9 protein-coding genes are annotated in these 17,989 nt (G+C 70.3%); 5 read left to right on the forward strand and 4 right to left on the reverse strand.

What is annotated here, in order from left to right:
* Positions 1–710: 710 nt before the first annotated feature.
* Together ACIBUY_RS41090 and ACIBUY_RS41095 are read left to right on the forward strand one after the other, a co-directional pair.
* A complete protein-coding gene (locus ACIBUY_RS41090; RefSeq protein WP_365570516.1) occupies positions 711–2,792 on the forward strand; it encodes a M4 family metallopeptidase in 2,082 nt (693 codons plus the stop codon).
* 258 nt (positions 2,793–3,050) lie between these two features.
* Positions 3,051–4,616, forward strand: a complete 1,566-nt coding sequence (locus ACIBUY_RS41095; RefSeq protein WP_399155407.1) for a M4 family metallopeptidase — start codon at positions 3,051–3,053, stop codon at positions 4,614–4,616.
* A gap of 63 nt (positions 4,617–4,679) precedes the next feature.
* Here the strand turns inward: ACIBUY_RS41095 and glgP are convergent, their stop codons facing one another.
* The 3 genes from glgP to ACIBUY_RS41110 all read right to left on the reverse strand — a co-directional run bounded on the left by glgP (position 4,680) and on the right by ACIBUY_RS41110 (position 8,835).
* Entirely contained in the window at positions 4,680–7,361 is a 2,682-nt protein-coding gene (gene glgP, locus ACIBUY_RS41100; protein ID WP_399155408.1) for an alpha-glucan family phosphorylase, read from the reverse strand.
* A gap of 253 nt (positions 7,362–7,614) precedes the next feature.
* On the reverse strand, positions 7,615–8,145 hold the full coding sequence (locus ACIBUY_RS41105; RefSeq protein ID WP_399155409.1) for a hypothetical protein: 531 nt from the start codon (positions 8,143–8,145) through the stop codon (positions 7,615–7,617).
* 114 nt (positions 8,146–8,259) lie between these two features.
* A complete protein-coding gene (locus tag ACIBUY_RS41110) occupies positions 8,260–8,835 on the reverse strand; it encodes a 1,4-alpha-glucan branching protein (RefSeq protein ID WP_399155410.1) in 576 nt (191 codons plus the stop codon).
* A 222-nt stretch (positions 8,836–9,057) separates the two neighbouring features.
* On the opposite strand from ACIBUY_RS41110, the gene ACIBUY_RS41115 reads away from it, so the two are divergent.
* The 3 genes from ACIBUY_RS41115 to treS all read left to right on the forward strand — a co-directional run bounded on the left by ACIBUY_RS41115 (position 9,058) and on the right by treS (position 14,581).
* A complete protein-coding gene (locus ACIBUY_RS41115; protein ID WP_399155411.1) occupies positions 9,058–10,275 on the forward strand; it encodes a S8 family peptidase in 1,218 nt (405 codons plus the stop codon).
* A gap of 205 nt (positions 10,276–10,480) precedes the next feature.
* Positions 10,481–12,832 (forward strand): maltotransferase domain-containing protein, encoded by a 2,352-nt coding sequence (locus tag ACIBUY_RS41120; RefSeq protein ID WP_399155412.1) that lies wholly within the window; start codon positions 10,481–10,483, stop codon positions 12,830–12,832.
* A 42-nt stretch (positions 12,833–12,874) separates the two neighbouring features.
* Positions 12,875–14,581, forward strand: coding sequence for a maltose alpha-D-glucosyltransferase (treS, locus tag ACIBUY_RS41125; protein ID WP_365570537.1), 1,707 nt, complete (start codon positions 12,875–12,877; stop codon positions 14,579–14,581).
* Here the strand turns inward: treS and ACIBUY_RS41130 are convergent.
* Complete coding sequence (locus ACIBUY_RS41130) at positions 14,578–17,871, reverse strand: hypothetical protein (protein WP_399155413.1); 3,294 nt, start codon at positions 17,869–17,871, stop codon at positions 14,578–14,580. The two genes, treS and ACIBUY_RS41130, sit on opposite strands and share 4 nt — an antisense overlap.
* Positions 17,872–17,989 lie beyond the last annotated feature (118 nt).

Genomic DNA, 17,989 nt, shown 5'->3' on the forward strand with positions numbered 1-17,989 from the left:
ACTACGCCCCGTTCACGGAGGCACACGAGCGGGCGGCCCAGGCACAACTCACGTTCCTGCAAGCCAACTTGCTCGGAACCTCAAGCCCCACCTCGAAATCAAGCCCCTCTGGGGGCACCTCCCAGCGTTAGCCGGGGGAGAGCGAGGAGCGGGGTCCGGGGCAGAGCCCCGCGACCTCAGCCCCCAACTCCCCGCACTATCAAGCCCCAGAGACCATTTCCAGCCACACCCGTACTCCGGCCCCCCGAACAAACCACTCCCCACGAGCCCACCCCGCCCCGACCACCCCGCCGGACCCCCACGTTCCGGACACCCCCACCACCCCGCACCCCACCAAGTACCCCGAGGTAAACCCCCACACCACCCCCCGGACACGACAACACCCGCACCCCCCGGAGGGACCCCGCATATCGAACACAATCAACCGCGCACCGAACCATTTCCGGCCAACCTCCTGACGCGCTCCTGACAGACCCGCCCCCCACCTGCCACTCTTCCCATCGGCCGCCGCACAGCTGCCTCTCAGGAGCCGACCAGGCACCGAAAGGGCACCTTGCGCCGGGCCGTTCCACCTGCACCGGATTCATGCTCCAGATCTCGTGCATTGCCGCACTTCCGCACTGCCTGCACTGCGTTCTGCCCGGGACGGCCATCCGCCGTCCCTTCCCCACTGGCCGCGCACCCAAGCGGCCGCGCAGAAGGAGTCAGCGTTGAGAAGCACCTCCACCTCCCACAGACGCCGGGCCACCGCCACCGTCGCGGCCGGCGCCGTCACCGCTCTGCTCGCCCTGGCGTTCCAGTCGGGCCCGGCCGCCGCGGGCGCCGGCTCCGACACCAGCCAGGCCGCAGCGGCGATCACCGCGAACGCCACCCGCGGCGCGGACCCGGGCGCCCTGCCCGCGAAGCTCTCCCCCGCCAAGCGCGCCGAGCTGCTGCGCGCGGCGAACACCACGAAGGCCAAGGCCGACACCGCGAAGAAGCTCGGCCTCGGCTCCCAGGAGAAGCTCGTCGTACGGGACGTGCTGCAGGACCAGGACGGGACGACGCACACCCGCTACGAGCGGACGTACGGCGGACTCCCCGTCCTCGGCGGCGACCTGATCGTCGACAAGGCCAAGTCCGGCGCCCAGGAGGGCGTGACGAAGGCGTCGAAGGCCCAGCTCAAGGGCGTGGACACGACGGCCGACGTGAAGCCGGCCGCCGCCGAGGCGCAGGCGCTCGGCCTGGCGAAGGCCGACGGTTCGAAGAAGACCGAGGCCGACCGGGCCCCGCGCAAGGTCGTGTGGCTGGGGCAGGGCGCGACCAAGGGGCAGCCGACGCTGGCGTACGAGACCGTGGTGGGCGGTCTCCAGGAGGACGGCACGCCGAACCAGCTGCACGTCATCACCGACGCGACCACCGGCAAGAAGCTGCACGAGTGGCAGGCGATCGAGAACGGCACCGGCAACACCATGTACAGCGGTTCCGTCACCCTCGGCACGTCCCAGTCGGGATCGACGTACACCCTCAACGACGCGGCCCGCGGCGGCCACAAGACGTACAACCTGAACCACGGCACGTCGGGCACCGGCACCCTCTACTCGGGCCCCGACGACGTCTGGGGCAACGGCAGCGCCTCCAACACCGAGACGGCCGCGGCCGACGCCCACTACGGCGCCGCGCTGACCTGGGACTACTACAAGAACGTCCAGGGCCGCACGGGCATCAGGGGCGACGGCGTCGGCGCGTACAGCCGCGTGCACTACGGCAACAACTACGTGAACGCGTTCTGGGACGACAGCTGCTTCTGCATGACGTACGGCGACGGCAGCAGCAACACGCACCCGCTGACGTCCATCGACGTGGCCGCGCACGAGATGACGCACGGCGTCACCTCCAACACCGCGGGCCTCAACTACAGCGGTGAGTCCGGCGGCCTGAACGAGGCGACCTCCGACATCTTCGCGGCGGCCGTCGAGTTCTACGCCAACAACTCGACCGACGTGGGCGACTACCTCGTCGGCGAGAAGATCAACATCAACGGCGACGGCACCCCGCTGCGCTACATGGACAAGCCGAGCAAGGACGGCGCGTCCAAGGACAGCTGGTACTCGGGCATCGGCTCGGTCGACGTCCACTACTCGTCGGGCCCGGCCAACCACTTCTTCTACCTGCTCAGCGAGGGCAGCGGGACGAAGACCATCAACGGGGTCACGTACAACTCCCCGACCTCCGACGGTCTCCCGGTCACCGGCATCGGCCGCGACAAGGCCGCGCTGATCTGGTTCAAGGCGCTGACCACGAAGTTCACCTCGACCACCAACTACGCGGCGGCACGCACCGGTGCGCTCGCGGCGGCCGGTGACCTGTACGGGACGACGTCCACCGAGTACAAGGCCGTGCAGGACGCGTTCGCCGCGATCAACGTCGGCGCCCGCTCCGGCGGTGGCGACCCCGGCACCGGCAAGACGTTCACCAACGACACCGACGTGAACATCCCGGACTACCCGGGGGCCGCGGTCACCTCGTCCCTCGCGGTCACCGGCATCACCGGCAACGCGCCCTCGACGCTGAAGGTCGGCGTCGACATCGTCCACACGTGGAGCGGTGACCTGCAGGTCGATCTGATCGGCCCGAGCGGGAAGGCGTACCGCCTGCACTCCTCGGTCTACGACCCGACCCCGAACATCCAGCAGACGTACACGGTCAACGCCTCGACGGAGACCGCGAACGGCACCTGGAAGCTCAAGGTCCAGGACCTCGGCGCGCAGGACACCGGGTACATCAACAGCTTCAAGCTGACCTTCCCGTAGGCCAGTTGCCCCACCTTTGATCTGGGCGCGCCGCACCGGTGGTTCAACTCCCCGGTGCGGCGCGCCTGTTCACGCTGCGTTCGCATTACGTGCGTCAGTTTTCGCTCAACGGACGAATTCCGGCCAACCTGCGATCACGTACATGACACGTACGGTCCTCAACTGTCAAAGTTCTCCCACGGAGTTCGTCCCGCAAGCACCGCCAGCACCACCCGCACGGCAAAGCTCACTCCCCACATCACTCAAGGAGCTTTCTTCGTGAACCCCCACATATCCCGTCGCACGACTCTGTCCATCGCCACGGCCGTCGCCGCCGGCGCCCTGCTGACCGGCACCCTGACCACGACCTCGGCCTCGGCCAAGGCGGACGCCCCCGGAGCCACCCCACTGGCCCTGAGCGCGTCGGCGCGGGCCGACCTCCTCAAGGACGCGAGCGCCAAGTCGGCCGCCACGGCGAAGGAGTTGAAGCTCGACTCCAAGGAGAAGCTCGTCGTACGGGACGTGGTCAAGGACCGCGACGGCGCCACCCACACCCGGTACGAGCGCACGTACGAGGGCCTGCCGGTCCTCGGCGGCGACCTCGTCGTCCACGAGACGAAGTCCGGCACCCGCGAGGGCGTCACCCGCGCCACGTCGAAGTCGATCGACGTCGCCACCACCGGCGTCTCCCTCAAGGCGGCCCCGGCCGGCGCCCGCAAGGTCGTCTGGGCGGCCAGCGGCACGCCGAGACTCGCCTACGAGAAGGTCGTCACCGGCACGCAGAAGGACGGCACGCCGAGCAAGCTGCACGTCATCACGGACGCGGCCACCGGCCAGAAGATCTACGAGTACGACGCGATCCACACCGGCACCGGCGAGTCCCAGTACAGCGGTTCGGTGACCATCGGCACGACGAAGTCCGGCACGTCGTACTCGCTGACGGACGCGACGCGCGGCGGCCACTCGACGTACGACCTCAAGCACGGCTCGTCCGGCAAGGGCACGCTGTTCACCGACGCCGACGACAAGTGGGGCAACGGCACGAACAGTGACGCCGCCACCGCCGGTGTCGACGCCGCGTACGGCGCCCAGGTCACCTGGGACTACTACAAGAACGTGCAGGGCCGCAACGGCATCAAGGGCGACGGCAAGGGCGCCTACTCCCGCGTCCACTACGGCAACGCGTACGTCAACGCGTTCTGGGACGACAGCTGCTTCTGCATGACGTACGGCGACGGCGAGGGCAACGCCAAGCCGCTCACCTCCATCGACGTGGCGGGCCACGAGATGAGCCACGGCGTCACGGCGGCGACCGCGGGCCTCATCTACTCCGGCGAGTCCGGTGGCCTGAACGAGGCGACGTCCGACATCTTCGGCACGTCGGTCGAGTTCTACGCCAACAACTCCAAGGACGTCGGCGACTACCTCATCGGCGAGAAGATCGACATCAACGGCGACGGCTCGCCGCTGCGCTACATGGACAAGCCGAGCAAGGACGGCGCCTCGCTCGACGCCTGGAAGACCGGCGCGGGCAACGTGGACGTCCACTACTCGTCCGGCATCGCGAACCACTTCTTCTACCTGCTCAGCGAGGGCAGCGGCAAGAAGACCATCAACGGCGTCAGCTACGACTCGCCGACCTCCAACGGCTCGACGGTCACCGGCATCGGCCGTGCCAAGGCCGAGAAGATCTGGTTCAAGGCGCTGACGACGTACTTCACGTCGAGCACCAACTACGCGAAGGCCCGCACCGGGACGCTGAGCGCGGCATCGGCCCTGTACGGGGCGAGCTCGGCGGAGTACAAGGCGGTCGCGGCGGCGTGGAGCGCGGTGAACGTCAAGTAACCCACCTGGATTGCTGCTTGAGTTGAGGGCCGGGGGCGGCGCTGCCCCCGGCCCTTCGGCAGGTCAGCGCATGAGCACCCCGGCCCCCTCCCCCGGAGCCTGGGAGGGAACGGTCACGAGCCCCGTCTCGGCGGCGGACGTCAGCAGCCGGTGCGCGGGCAGGATCCGGACGGTGTATCCGTACGGCCCCGTCCGGTCGAGGGCGAGCGGCCCCTCGTACGACCAGCAGCCTTCCTCGTCGGGACCGGCGACCGGCTTCAGCGGGACGGTGGCGGCGTCGGCGATCCGGTCCTCGGCGTCGACCCGCCCCGCGACGGCCTGCACCTCCACGTCGTCGGGCCCCAACTCCCCGAGCGCGACCCGCACATGGAGGGCGAGGGTGGCCCCGAGTTCGGCGGTGGCGGCGGACGCCTCGACGTGGTCGACGGCGACGCGCGGCCAGGCCCTGCGCACCCGCGCCTTCCAGACGGCCAACTCCCGTGCCACGTCCGGGGTCAGCGCACGATCGGCGCGGGCGGCGGGCGCGTACAGCTTCTCGACGTACTCGCGGACCATGCGCCCCGCGAGCACCTTGGGCCCGAGGTGGGTGAGGGTCTGCCGCACCATCTCGATCCACCGGTCGGGCAGGCCGTCGGGCCCGCGCTCGTAGAAGCGGGGGGTGACGCGCCGCTCGAGGAGGTCGTAGAGCGCGGCGGCCTCCAGGTCGTCCCGGCGGTGCTCGTCGGTGGCGGTGCCGTCGGCGGTGGGGATGGCCCACCCGAAGTCGGGCGCGAACCATTCGTCCCACCACCCGTCCAGGACGGACAGGTTGAGGCACCCGTTGAGCGCGGCCTTCATTCCGCTGGTGCCGCACGCCTCGAGGGGCCGCAGGGGGTTGTTCAGCCAGATGTCGCACCCGGGGTAGAGCTTCTGGGCCATGGCCATCCCGTAGTCGGGCAGGAAGACGATCCGGTGCCGCACGCGCGGGTCGTCCGTGAACCGCACCAACTCCTGCACGAGCCGCTTCCCCCCGTCATCGGCGGGATGCGCCTTGCCCGCGACGACGATCTGCACGGGCCGCTCCTCGTCGAGCAGCAGCCGCATCAGCCGGTCCGGATCGCGCAGCATGAGGGTGAGTCGCTTGTACGAGGGCACGCGCCGCGCGAACCCGATGGTCAGCACGTCCGGGTCCAACACCCCGTCCACCCAGCCGAGTTCGGCGGCCCCGGCGCCGCGCTGGCGCCACGACGCGGCGAGCCGCTCGCGCACCTCGTCGACGAGCTGCGCGCGCAGGGTACGCCGCAGGTCCCAGATGTCACGGTCGCCGATCTCCCCCACGGCGTCCCACCGGTCGGACCCGCCCACCGACAGGGCGTCCTCGGTCCGCCGCTCCCCGATCTGCCGGGCGCCGAGCCGGAAGACCTCCGGGGCCACCCAGGTAGGAGCGTGCACCCCGTTGGTCACGGAGGTGATGGGCACCTCTTCCGCGTCGAACCCGGGCCACAGGCCGGAGAACATCTCCCGGCTCACGGCCCCGTGCAGCGTGGACACCCCGTTGGCGCGCTGGGCGAGCCGGAGCCCCATGACGGCCATGTTGAACACGTTGGGGTCCCCGCCCGCATACGTCTCCATGCCGAGCCCGAGTATCCGCTCGACGTCGAGACCGGGCAGTTCGGCGTCGCGCCCGAAGTGCCGGGCGACGAGCTCTCGGTCGAACCGGTCGATGCCTGCCGGAACGGGGGTGTGCGTGGTGAACACGGTCCCGGCCCGCACCGCCTCCAGCGCGGACTCGAAGTCCAGGCCCTCCAGGCCGAGTTCGGCGATCCGCTCGACGCCGAGGAACCCGGCGTGGCCCTCGTTGGTGTGGAACACCTCGGGTGCGGGATGGCCGCTGATCCGGCAGTACGTGCGCACGGCCCGCACCCCGCCGATCCCCAACAGCATCTCCTGCAGCAGCCGGTGCTCGCTCCCGCCCCCGTACAGCCGGTCGGTGACGTCCCGTTCGTGCACGTCGTTCTCCTCGACATCGGAGTCGAGCATGAGCAGCGGCACGCGTCCGACCTGGGCGAGCCAGACGCGGGCGAGCAGGCGCCGCGCACCGGGCAGGGCGAGACAGACGTGCGCGGGGGAACCGTCGGGTTCGCGCAGCAGCGTCACGGGCAGCTCGTTCGGATCGATGACGGGATACGTCTCCTGCTGCCACCCGTCCCGGGACAGCGACTGCCGGAAGTACCCGTGCCGATACAGCAGCCCTACGCCGATGAGGGGCACCCCGAGATCACTGGCGGCCTTCAGATGGTCCCCGGCGAGGATGCCGAGCCCGCCGGAGTACTGGGGCAGGGCGGCGGTGATGCCGAACTCGGGCGAGAAGTAGGCGATGGAGGAGGGCAGTTGGCCCCCAGGAGCCCCTGCCCCCGACACCCCCTGCCCACCCTGAGCCTGCTGCGTCTGCTGCGTCTGCTGCGTCTGATGTGCCTGATACCAACGATCGTCGTGCAGGTACCCCCGCAGATCGTCGGTGACCTCACTGAGCCGGGCCAGAAACCCTTCGTCGGCGGCGAGTTCGGCGAGCCGGCCGGTCGCCACGCTCCCGAGCAGCCGCACCGGATCCCCGTCGGACTCGACCCACCGCTCGGGGTCGACGGAGGCGAACAGTTCACGGGTCCCGGCATGCCATGACCAGCGCAGGTTGCGGGCCAACTCATGGAGCGGGGCGAGCGGTTCGGGCAGGACCGGGCGGACGGTGAATCGACGGATGGCCTTCACGGTGCCTCTTTCCCCGGGCGTGTCGGCGTACGGTCGCGGGGTGCACGGCGTCGTACGGTCCCCTGTTGTTCGTCACCCTCGAAGGTAGTGGGAGGCGGGGGTGACGGCCACGGCGCGTGTGGGGAGGCGGGGGTGTGCGTGGAGTGCGTCGCTCACCGACGTTGGCCTCTTCCTCCCAGGTGGTCGCCCACACCAGGTCGAAGGGGAGCGCGCTCAGCGCCGGTCCGTGATCCGGGTTGAGCCCTGGCCGGCGTCAGGCCACCGCCCCCGCCGTCCCCCGGGCCCCGCCGATGTAGTCCGTGAGCGCCGGGTCGTCGTACACCGAGATGTCGACGCCGGCGCCCTCGGGGATGTCGAAGTCCTTGACCAGCTTGTCGAGGACCGCGGTCGTGCCGGGGGCCGTGTACGTGCCCAGGTTGTGGGTCGTGCCGCCTGCCGTGTACGAGAGGTGGACGTAGAACGCGTCGCCGTCGTTCTTGGTGTCGTAGACCCAGAGCTTCTCGTCGTTCGGGTGGAACTCCACCTTGCCGATGAACGAACCGCCCTGGTTCAGCTCCAACTTGACGGCGTAGCCGCCCGGGTCCTTCGCGAAGTACGTGCCGTCGAACGGGTCGGTGAGCGTGCCGCCGCTGCACGGGCAGTGCGCCGTGTCGCGGTAGTACGCGCTGACCTTCGGGTTCGGGCCGTAGGCCTGGGCGGGTGCGGTGCCGGTGGCGAGCAGGGCGGTCGTCGCGAGGGCGGCGCCCGCGAACAGGGCCCCGAGGCGGCGGCGTGTGGTCCTCATGCGTGTCTCTCCCCCGGTTCGGAACAGGCCCCCGACAGACGCCGGGAGGCCCGTCACGATGCCAGATCGGACCGGCGCATACCGCCCCGCAACGCCCGGAGCACCAGGATCGCCTCAGTCCGCGTGAACCGTCACGAACACCCCGCGCACCCGGTCCTCCCCCTCGCCGCCGCGCCACTCCGCGGTGACCTCGCCCGCGACTCCCGGGGCGGCATCGCCCGGTTCCAGTACGCGCACGAACTCGGGCCGCCCGCCGGCCGCGTCGAGGCGGACGCGCACCGTCGGATCCAGCTCCCCGTCCACGCTCTGCGCGTGCGCCGGCACCTCCCCCTTGAGCAGCGCCTCCACCTGCGCGACCAGGACGGGGTCCTGGGTGCCGTCGTAGACCCAGCGGTCACCGAGCACTCCGTGCACCAGCGTGCCGATCAGCGCCTCCGCCGAACCGTCCGGCAGCGGCGCGCCGCGGTACGTCAGCGGCACGTGGTACGTCACCGGCTGCGGGCCCGAGTCGTCCGTCACGGCCATGAACTCGATGCCGACCTCCCCCGCCGGGTCGTCGAGCCGGAAGCCGCCGACCTTGGTCAGCTCCGGGGTCCCCGCGCCGCCCCGGTACCAGGGCTGCTTCGGGAGCCATTCCGTGAGGAGTTCGAGCTTGGTGGGCTGGAGAGTGGTGTGGTGGATGATCGCCATGGAGACATCCTGACGCGCACCGCGCGACCGGCGCCACGTCATTGACGCGGCCGACGCGGCCGACGCGGCCGGATTCCGACGCAACCTTCCGCAATCTCCATCGCCCCTCCACGGGCGATATGGCCGATTCCGCCCCCTCGTACGACCTTGTGACACTTCACACCGCACGAGAGGCTGCCAACTGGCGTGAGACTGCGCCGAGTTGAGGAGGGGAACTCACACATGGCAGTGACCGTGCCAGTGACGCGAAAGCGGCGGACGCGGTGGGCCGGTGGGCTCACCGCGCTCGCCACGGCCGCGGTGATTTCGGCCATCACACTGCCCGCTCACGCCGCCCCCGCGCAGGGGCGGATACTCGGCGCCGGTGAACCCGGCGCCGTGACGGGCAGCTACATAGTGACGCTGAAGGGGGGAACCAGGGCTCCGTCGGAGGCGGGCAAGGACCTCGCCGAGAAGTACGGGGCGAAAATCCGCCACACCTACAGCAAGGCGCTCAACGGGTACGCGGTGAAGGTCGACGAGGCGCAGGCGAAGCGGCTCGCCGCCGACCCGGACGTCGCCTCCGTCGTGCAGGACACGAAGGTCGCCTTCGACCACCACCAGAAGAACCCGCCCTCGTGGGGCCTGGACCGCATCGACCAGAACGACCTGCCGCTGGACCAGTCGTACACCTGGCCGGAGTCGGCCGGTGCCGGTGTCACCGTGTACGTCATCGACACCGGGATCCGCACCACACACCAGGACTTCGGCGGCCGGGCCGCCTCCGGCTGGGACTTCGTCGACAACGACGCCGTCGCCCAGGACGGCAACGGCCACGGCACGCACGTGGCCGGAACCGTCGCCGGCGAGCAGTACGGCGTCGCCAAGAAGGCGAACGTCGTCGGCGTACGCGTCCTCGACGACGACGGGGCGGGGACCACCGCCCAGGTCATCGCGGGCATCGACTGGGTGACCAAGAACGCCAGGAAGCCCGCGGTGGCCAATATGAGTCTGGGCGGATACGCCAACGCGCAGTTGGATGCTGCCGTACGCAACTCCATCGCATCCGGGGTCACTTACACCGTGGCCGCGGGCAACGACGGGCTCCCGGCGGACTTCTACTCCCCGGCCCGCGTCAAGGAGGCCATCACGGTCGGCGCGACCGACCGGAATGACGCGCGTGCGAGTTTCTCGAACTGGGGTACCCGTATAGACCTGTTCGCACCCGGGGTGGACATCACGTCCGCGTCGTACGCCTCCGACACCGGGAAGGCCACCTTCTCCGGTACGTCGATGGCGTCGCCGCACGCCGCGGGCGCGGCCGCGCTCTACCTCGCCGACCATCCGTGGGCCTCGCCCGCGGACGTGGGCAAGGCGCTCGTCGACCGGGCGGTGCCGGGCAAGGTGACCGGCGCGGGACTCGGCTCACCGAACAAGCTGTTGCAGGTCAACAACCCGTAAGAGAAAGGTGAGTTCATGGGCCGGTTCCGTCGCTCACGGCGGGACCGGCCTTGTGTGTGCGCTTACGCGCCAGTAGTTAACAAAGCACCGGATTGCCCGCCCGCAGAGCGTGGAAGGCTCCCCCGGTACGTCCCACAGCAACGCCGCACGACCCTCTCCCCGAACTCGTCTCCGCAACCCCCGATCCCCGCGGACAGGAGCGGTCATGCCCGCACAGCGCCCCTCTTCCTCGATGCCCTCCCACCCCGACAAGCCGTCGGACCCGGCACCGCAGCGCACACGCAGGAAACCCGCCGCGCAAGAGGCCGCCACGAAGACGCCCTCGGCCAGGACACCCGACACCACGAAGCCGGCCGCCACGAAGCCGGACACCAAAGAGCCGGACACCAAGAAGCCGGACGCCAAGAAGCCCAGCACCAAGAAGCCCGCCGTCAAGAAACCCGGCGCCAAGAAGGTCTCCGCCAGCAGGATCCCGGCGAAGCAGGTCCCGGCGAAGCAAGCCCAGGTCAAGGGGCGGCCCGCCGTCCCCGAGACCCCGGCCCCGCCACCCCCCGTCACCACCATCGGCCGCATCCCCGTCCGCGACGTCGAACCCGCCGTCGACAGGGGCCGCCGCCCCGCCAAGGCCGTCGTCGGCGAGACGTTCCGGGTCACCGCCACCGTCTTCCGCGAGGGCCACGACGCCGTGGCCGCGAACGTGGTGCTGCGCGGGCCCGACGGGCGGACAGGGCCCTGGGCCCCGATGCACGAACTCGCCCCCGGCACCGACCGCTGGGGCGCCGACGTCACCCCGGACGCCCTCGGCTCCTGGACCTTCGCCGTCGAGGCGTGGGGCGACCCCGTGGCCACCTGGCGGCACGCGGCACAGATCAAGATCCCGGCCGGGATCGACACCGAACTCGTCCTGGAGGAAGGGGCGTTGCTGTACGAGCGGGCCGCCGCCTGCGCGGACCCGCCGGCGGCCACGGCCATGCCCGAGCCGCTGCGCGAAACGGTTCTGCAGGCCGCCGCCGCGCTCCGCGACCCGACGCGCACCGCCGCCGCCCGGCTCGCCGCCGCGCTCACCCCGGACGTGGACGCCGCGCTCTCCCGGTACCCGCTGCGCGAACTGGTCACGTCCTCCGAGGAGTTGCCGCTGCTCGTCGAGCGCGAGCGGGCGCTGTACGGCGCGTGGTACGAGTTCTTCCCGCGCTCGGAGGGCGCGGTCGTCGAGGAGGGCAGGCCGCCGGTCAGCGGCACCTTCGCCACGGCCGCCCGGCGCCTTCCGGCCATCGCCGCCATGGGTTTCGACGTCGTCTACCTCCCGCCGGTCCACCCCATCGGCACGACGTACCGCAAGGGCCCGGACAACAGCCTCTCCCCCGGGCCGTACGACGTAGGCGTACCGTGGGCGATCGGCTCCCCCGAGGGCGGCCACGACGCGATCCACCCGGACCTCGGCACCTTCGAAGACTTCGACCAATTCGTCGGCAGGGCAACGGAGTTGGGCCTGGAGATCGCCCTCGACTTCGCCCTGCAGTGCTCCCCCGACCACCCCTGGGTCGACAAGCACCCGGACTGGTTCCACCACCGGCCCGACGGCACGATCGCGTACGCCGAGAACCCGCCGAAGAAGTACCAGGACATCTACCCCGTCGCCTTCGACCGGGACCTGCCGGGCCTGATCGCCGAGACCACCCGGATCCTGCGGCTGTGGATGGACCACGGCGTCCGCATCTTCCGCGTCGACAACCCGCACACCAAGCCGGTCGTCTTCTGGGAGCACGTGATCGCGGACATCAACCGCACCGACCCCGACGTGATCTTCCTGGCCGAGGCGTTCACCCGGCCCGCGATGATGCGCACCCTCGCCGAGATCGGCTTCCAGCAGTCGTACACGTACTTCACCTGGCGCAACACCAAGCAGGAACTCACCGAATACGTACAGGAGTTGGCGGACGAGAAGTCGTCCTCCGTCATGCGGCCCAACTTCTTCGTGAACACCCCCGACATCCTGCACGCCTTCCTCCAGCACGGCGGCAGGCCCGCCTTCGCACTGCGTGCGGTCCTCGCCGCAACCCTCTCCCCCTCCTGGGGCGTCTACAGCGGATACGAACTCTGCGAAAACACACCGCTACGACCCGGTAGCGAGGAGTATCTGCACTCCGAGAAGTACGAACTCAGGCCCCGGGACTGGGAGTCCGCCGCGCGGGAGGGGCGGACCCTGGCTCCGCTGCTCACCGCGTTGAACGACATCCGACGACGCAGTCCGGCCCTGCGCGGGCTGCGCCAGGTGCACTTCCACCACGCCGACCAGGACGCGGTGATCGTGTACTCGAAACACCGGGGCTCGAACACGGTTCTGGTCGTCGTGAACCTCGACCCGCACCACACCCAGGAGGCGACGGTCTCGTTGGACATGCCACAACTAGGGCTCGGCTGGCACGAGTCCGTACCGGTGCGCGACGAACTCACCGGCGAGACCTACCACTGGGGCAGGACGAACTACGTGCGCCTCGAACCGGGCAGCACGCCCGCGCACATCCTCACCGTCCTGCGACCGTCCACGCCGCGATGAATTCTCTGGCAACCCAAGGGACTTCGGAGGGTCACCCACATCATGATCATGAATGAGCCCGTCCAGGACACCTTCGAGGACACCCCACAGAAGGACCGGGACCCGGAGTGGTTCAAGCGCGCAGTCTTCTACGAGGTCCTGGTCCGCTCGTTCCAGGACAGCAACGGGGACGGCGTGGGCGACCTCAAGGGCATCACGGCGAAACTGGACTACCTCCAGTGGCTGGGGGTGGACTGCCTCTGGCTGCCACCCTTCTTCAAGTCCCCACTGCGGGACGGGGGTTACGACGTGTCGGACTACACGTCCGTCCTCCCCGAGTTCGGCGACCTGGCCGACTTCGTCGAGTTCGTCGACGCCGCGCACCAGCGCGGCATGCGCGTCATCATCGACTTCGTCATGAACCACACGAGCGACCAGCACGAGTGGTTCCAGCAGTCGCGCTCGGACCCCGACGGGCCGTACGGCGACTACTACGTCTGGGCCGACGACGACAAGCAGTACCAGGACGCCCGCATCATCTTCGTCGACACGGAAGCCTCCAACTGGACCTTCGACCCGGTCCGCAAGCAGTACTTCTGGCACCGCTTCTTCTCCCACCAGCCGGACCTCAACTACGAGAACCCGGCGGTGCAGCAGGAGATCCTTGCCGCCCTGCGCTTCTGGCTCGACCTCGGCATCGACGGCTTCCGCCTCGACGCGGTCCCGTACCTGTACGCGGAAGAGGGCACCAACTGCGAAAACCTTCCGGCTACGCACGAGTTCCTCAAGCGGGTCCGCAAGGAGATCGACGCGCAGTATCCCGACGTCGTCATCCTCGCCGAGGCCAACCAGTGGCCGGAGGACGTCGTCGACTACTTCGGCGACTACGCGTCGGGCGGCGACGAGTGCCACATGGCGTTCCACTTCCCGGTGATGCCGCGCATCTTCATGGCGGTGCGCCGCGAGTCGCGCTACCCGGTCTCGGAGATCCTCGCCAAGACCCCGGCGATCCCCTCCTCCTGCCAGTGGGGCATCTTCCTGCGCAACCACGACGAGTTGACACTCGAGATGGTCACGGACGAGGAACGCGACTACATGTACGCGGAGTATGCGAAGGATCCCCGCATGCGGGCGAACATCGGCATCCGCCGCCGCCTGGCCCCGCTCCTCGACAACGACCGCAACCAGATCGAACTGTTCACGGCCCTCCTGCTGTCCCTGCCAGGATCGCCGATCCTCTACTACGGCGACGAGATCGGCATGGGCGACAACATCTGGCTGGGCGACCGCGACGCCGTCCGTACGCCCATGCAGTGGACCCCGGACCGCAACGCGGGCTTCTCCTCCTGCGACCCGGGCCGCCTCTTCCTCCCCACGATCATGGACCCGGTCTACGGCTACCAGGTCACGAACGTCGAAGCGTCCATGTCGTCCCCGTCCTCGCTGCTGCACTGGACGCGCCGGATGATCGAGATCCGCAAGCAGAACCCGGCGTTCGGCCTCGGCTCGTACACGGAACTGTCCTCGTCGAACCCGGCGGTGATCGCGTTCCTGCGCGAGTACAAGGACGACCTGGTCCTGTGCGTCCACAACTTCTCGCGCTTTGCCCAGCCGACGGAACTCGACCTTCAGTCGTTCAACGGCCGACACCCGGTGGAACTGATCGGCGGCGTCCGCTTCCCGGCGATCGGCGAACTGCCGTATCTGCTGACGCTGGCGGGGCACGGGTTCTACTGGTTCCGGTTGCGGAAGGGGGACGGGGCTGCCTAGCGTCTCCCCCACGGCCGTCGCCTCTGCCACCGCTGCTCCCTCTCCCACGGGCTCGGGCTGTCGGCGGGGGATTCGATCCGCTTGAGCAGTTCCCGCTCCTCGCTGCCCAGGTCGGCGTCCGTGTCCTGGTCGATGACGGTCGGCAGGAGCCGTGCGACGAAGGAACCGGACAGGACCTGCTGGTCCCGCGCCAGTGCGCGGACCAGCATGCAGCGGATGGGGGCGCGCTCGGCCGCCGAGCGCGCCCGGAGCAGGGCGTCCGCGCACCGCTCGTACAGCTGCTCCAGGCGTACGACCTGTACCGGTGCGGGGCCCAGGCCCCGCGCCAGCGTGAGGAGCGCGGCCATGTCGCGGCCGTCCGACTCGTCGGGCGGCTCGTCCTCGAGCTGCCGTGGCTGGTCCCGGAACGGGTCGGCGGGCCGGAACCAGCCGGCCGAGATCCCCTGGGCGAACAGGTCGCCGTCGGCGCGGCAGCCGAACACGGCGCGCCGGGCCACGGTGTCCGGTTCGAGGCCCGTACGGGAGTACTTGCTCAGCGTCCACTCGGGGAGCAGCACGGAGTGGACGTCCGGCTGCCCTCCTCGGGACAGCCGCAGCAGCATGTCCCGCCGCCCCGTGCCCGTGCCCTCCGGATCCAGCCAGGTGCGTACGGCGTGCAGGTTCCGGGTCAGGTCCTCCCAGCCGGCCGCGTCCAGCTGCGTCTCCCACAGACCGGCCAGGCGCCGCCACGCCGCCGGTACCTCGGCGTCGCCCACCAGCTCGGACGCCAGCGGCTCACCGGCGACCAGGACGTGCACCAGGGCGAGGTTGGCGGTGTAGTGGGCGAGGCGCATCAAGCGCGGCAACTTCCGTGGTGCGTACGGGATTTCCTCGTCCGGTGCCCGACAGTCGAGGCAGCGCGCGAGGAAGCGCGGAAGGGCCGCGCGCAGCGCCTTGCGCAGCTCGGGGTCCGCCGCGTCGACGCACTCCTCGAGCCGTTCCATGACCTGGGCGCGCTCGGTGAGCAGGGCGAACGACAGCAGGGCGGACAGCCGGGCGTCGTCGCCCGTCTCCGCCACCGTCCGCAGTTCCTGCCAGATGGAGCGGGCCACGAGGTACTCGCTGAAGGTGGCGTGCAGGAACTCGTAGGCCCGGCTGCTGCGCCCGTGCCGCACGGCCTGCGCCTCGTGGACGAAGAAGAACCGGCCGAACGCGCGGTCGTCCGTCCAGCCCTGCGCCGTGCCGAGCAGTGCCCCCGCATCCTCGGCCACGTCCGCGCCCCGCACGCTCTGGCGACCGCGGTTGAACATGGCGAGGGCCACGACACCGAGCCGCGCCATCTCGGCCTCGGCCTCCTCCTCGACGGCTTCCGGGGAGCGCCCGTGCCGGTGGTGCTTGCGCACCTGTCGCCGTACGAAGCCCAGCAACAGCTGCTCGTACAGCTGCGCACCGGTCACCGTGGAGCGGCGCAGTCGCGCGAGGTCGTTGTCCGCCGCGTCGTACAGCGCGAGCAGCAGCAACAGCAGGGGCTGGCAGGCGAGTTCGTCGTACGGGGCGAGGGCGCCTGGGGTCAGTTCGCTCAGGCCGTGCGCGGCGAAGTAGCCGCGGTTGACCCTGTTCCACGTGTCCAGCCAGAGGTTCCTGCGGCCGATGTCGAAGGTGCGCAGATAGACGGCCCGGCACCCGACGGGAATCCGGCACCGGTCCACGACGACCGTACGGCTGGTGACGACCACGGCCACCGGGCGCCCGTCGGCCGCCTCCTCCTCCTGGAACTGCTGGACCCGCTCCAGGTAGTCCGAGTGGTCGAACTCCCCCGCCTGGATCAGCTCGTCGAGCCCGTCGAGCAGCACCACCGGCAGGCGGCCCGCGGCGCCGCGCACCACGTCGTGCCAGCTCTGCGGTTCGGGCAGCTGACCGGCGATCGCCTCCTCGATCTGCTCGCGGAGCGGCGCGTCGGCGTCCACCGCGCGCAGTTCGACGCGGACCGGCAGGAAGTCGGATGCGGGAAGCCGCGCCATGAGGATGCGGGTGAGCAGCGACTTGCCGACCCCCGGGTGCCCGAGCACGACCAGGGGTCGGCACACCGCGTCGGCGGAGGTGAAGTGGGCGGCGAGCAGGGCGTGCAGCGGCCCGTGGTCGCCGGACCTGGTGCGCCACCAGGCGTCGTCGTGGACGGCGTCCCACCCCTCGACGACGGTGGTCCTCACGGCGGGGTCGACATAGCCGACACCCAGGCTCGGGATCGCCACCCCGTACTGGCCCTGGGTGCCCTCGACCAGGGAGCGGTCCAGCGTCCTGGCGGGCAGCCGGCTCAGCCTGCGTGCCGCGTCCGAGGCGTACGGAGCGGGGTCGGGTGAGGGGGTGAGGGCCTCCGCGAGACCGTCGAGGGACGTGCCCGAGGCGGGAGCGAGGCGGTCCCACATGCGGGCGTGGAGCCACAACTCCGGTTCGTGTGCGGCCACTTGGGCGAGGATCTCCAGGAAGCGGGGCACGAGCACCGAGACGCTCCGCGGCGGCAGACTTTGGAGGGGCGCGAACACGTCACCCGCTTCCAGGAGTTCGCGCACCCGGGCATGGTCCTGGCCGGCCCCGACGAACACCCGGGACGCAGGGTTGTCCGGCACGAGCGACCGCTCCAGCACCTCCGCCACGGGGGTCCCCACCCATGCGGTGCCCTGCGCCGGTCCGCTCCCCCGCTCCACGTCCCGGTCCACGTCGAGCAGGGCCGCCTCGCACGCCACGACGACGAGCGCGCCGCAGACCGCCGAGCGCGCCGCCCGGTCCGTCCCCCGCACCCGCGCGGGGAACCTGTCCAGAGCGTCCTGACACAGCCCCCGCACCCCTTCCCGGACCTCGGCCCGGTCCTTGCCCGCCAGCAGCGCCGTCCGCCCGTGCAGCGGATAGCCGCCGGCCCTGGCCAGGAACTCCAGGCAGTGCGCCCACTCGTACCCGGGAACCTGTTGCAGCTCCCACGACTCGACCCGGTACGGCGCCGGGCCCGCAGGCCGCCGAGGAGCGCGCGCAGCGGCGTCGACCATCTCCTCGTGCCTGCGCCGCCATCTCCGCTCCGTGTCGTCGAGCTCCTCCCCTTCGACACCGCGCCGGCGGGCGCAGAACTCCACGACGGCCTTGACGTCCTCCCAATCGGGCGGCCTGACCAGCTTGCCGTGCAGGAGATCGGAGACGGCGGCCTCCGACTTCTTCATTTCCCGGGCGAGTTGGGCCTGCCGCACCCCTGCCGCGCGCATCATCACCAACAGCTCCCGACAGAAGTCGGGCACCGGCCCCCCGAGCTGTTCATCGTCCACGCCCGCCCCTTTCGCCGGCGCTTCGGCGCGCTTCGCCGTGCTTCACCTCAGCGTAGAGCTGACCTGCGAGGTCCGTACCGGCCTGGGGAGTTGTTGGGCATCCGGCCGGACCGGGACC

Source organism: Streptomyces sp. NPDC050085, from assembly GCF_044460595.1.
Classification (GTDB): domain Bacteria; phylum Actinomycetota; class Actinomycetes; order Streptomycetales; family Streptomycetaceae; genus Streptomyces.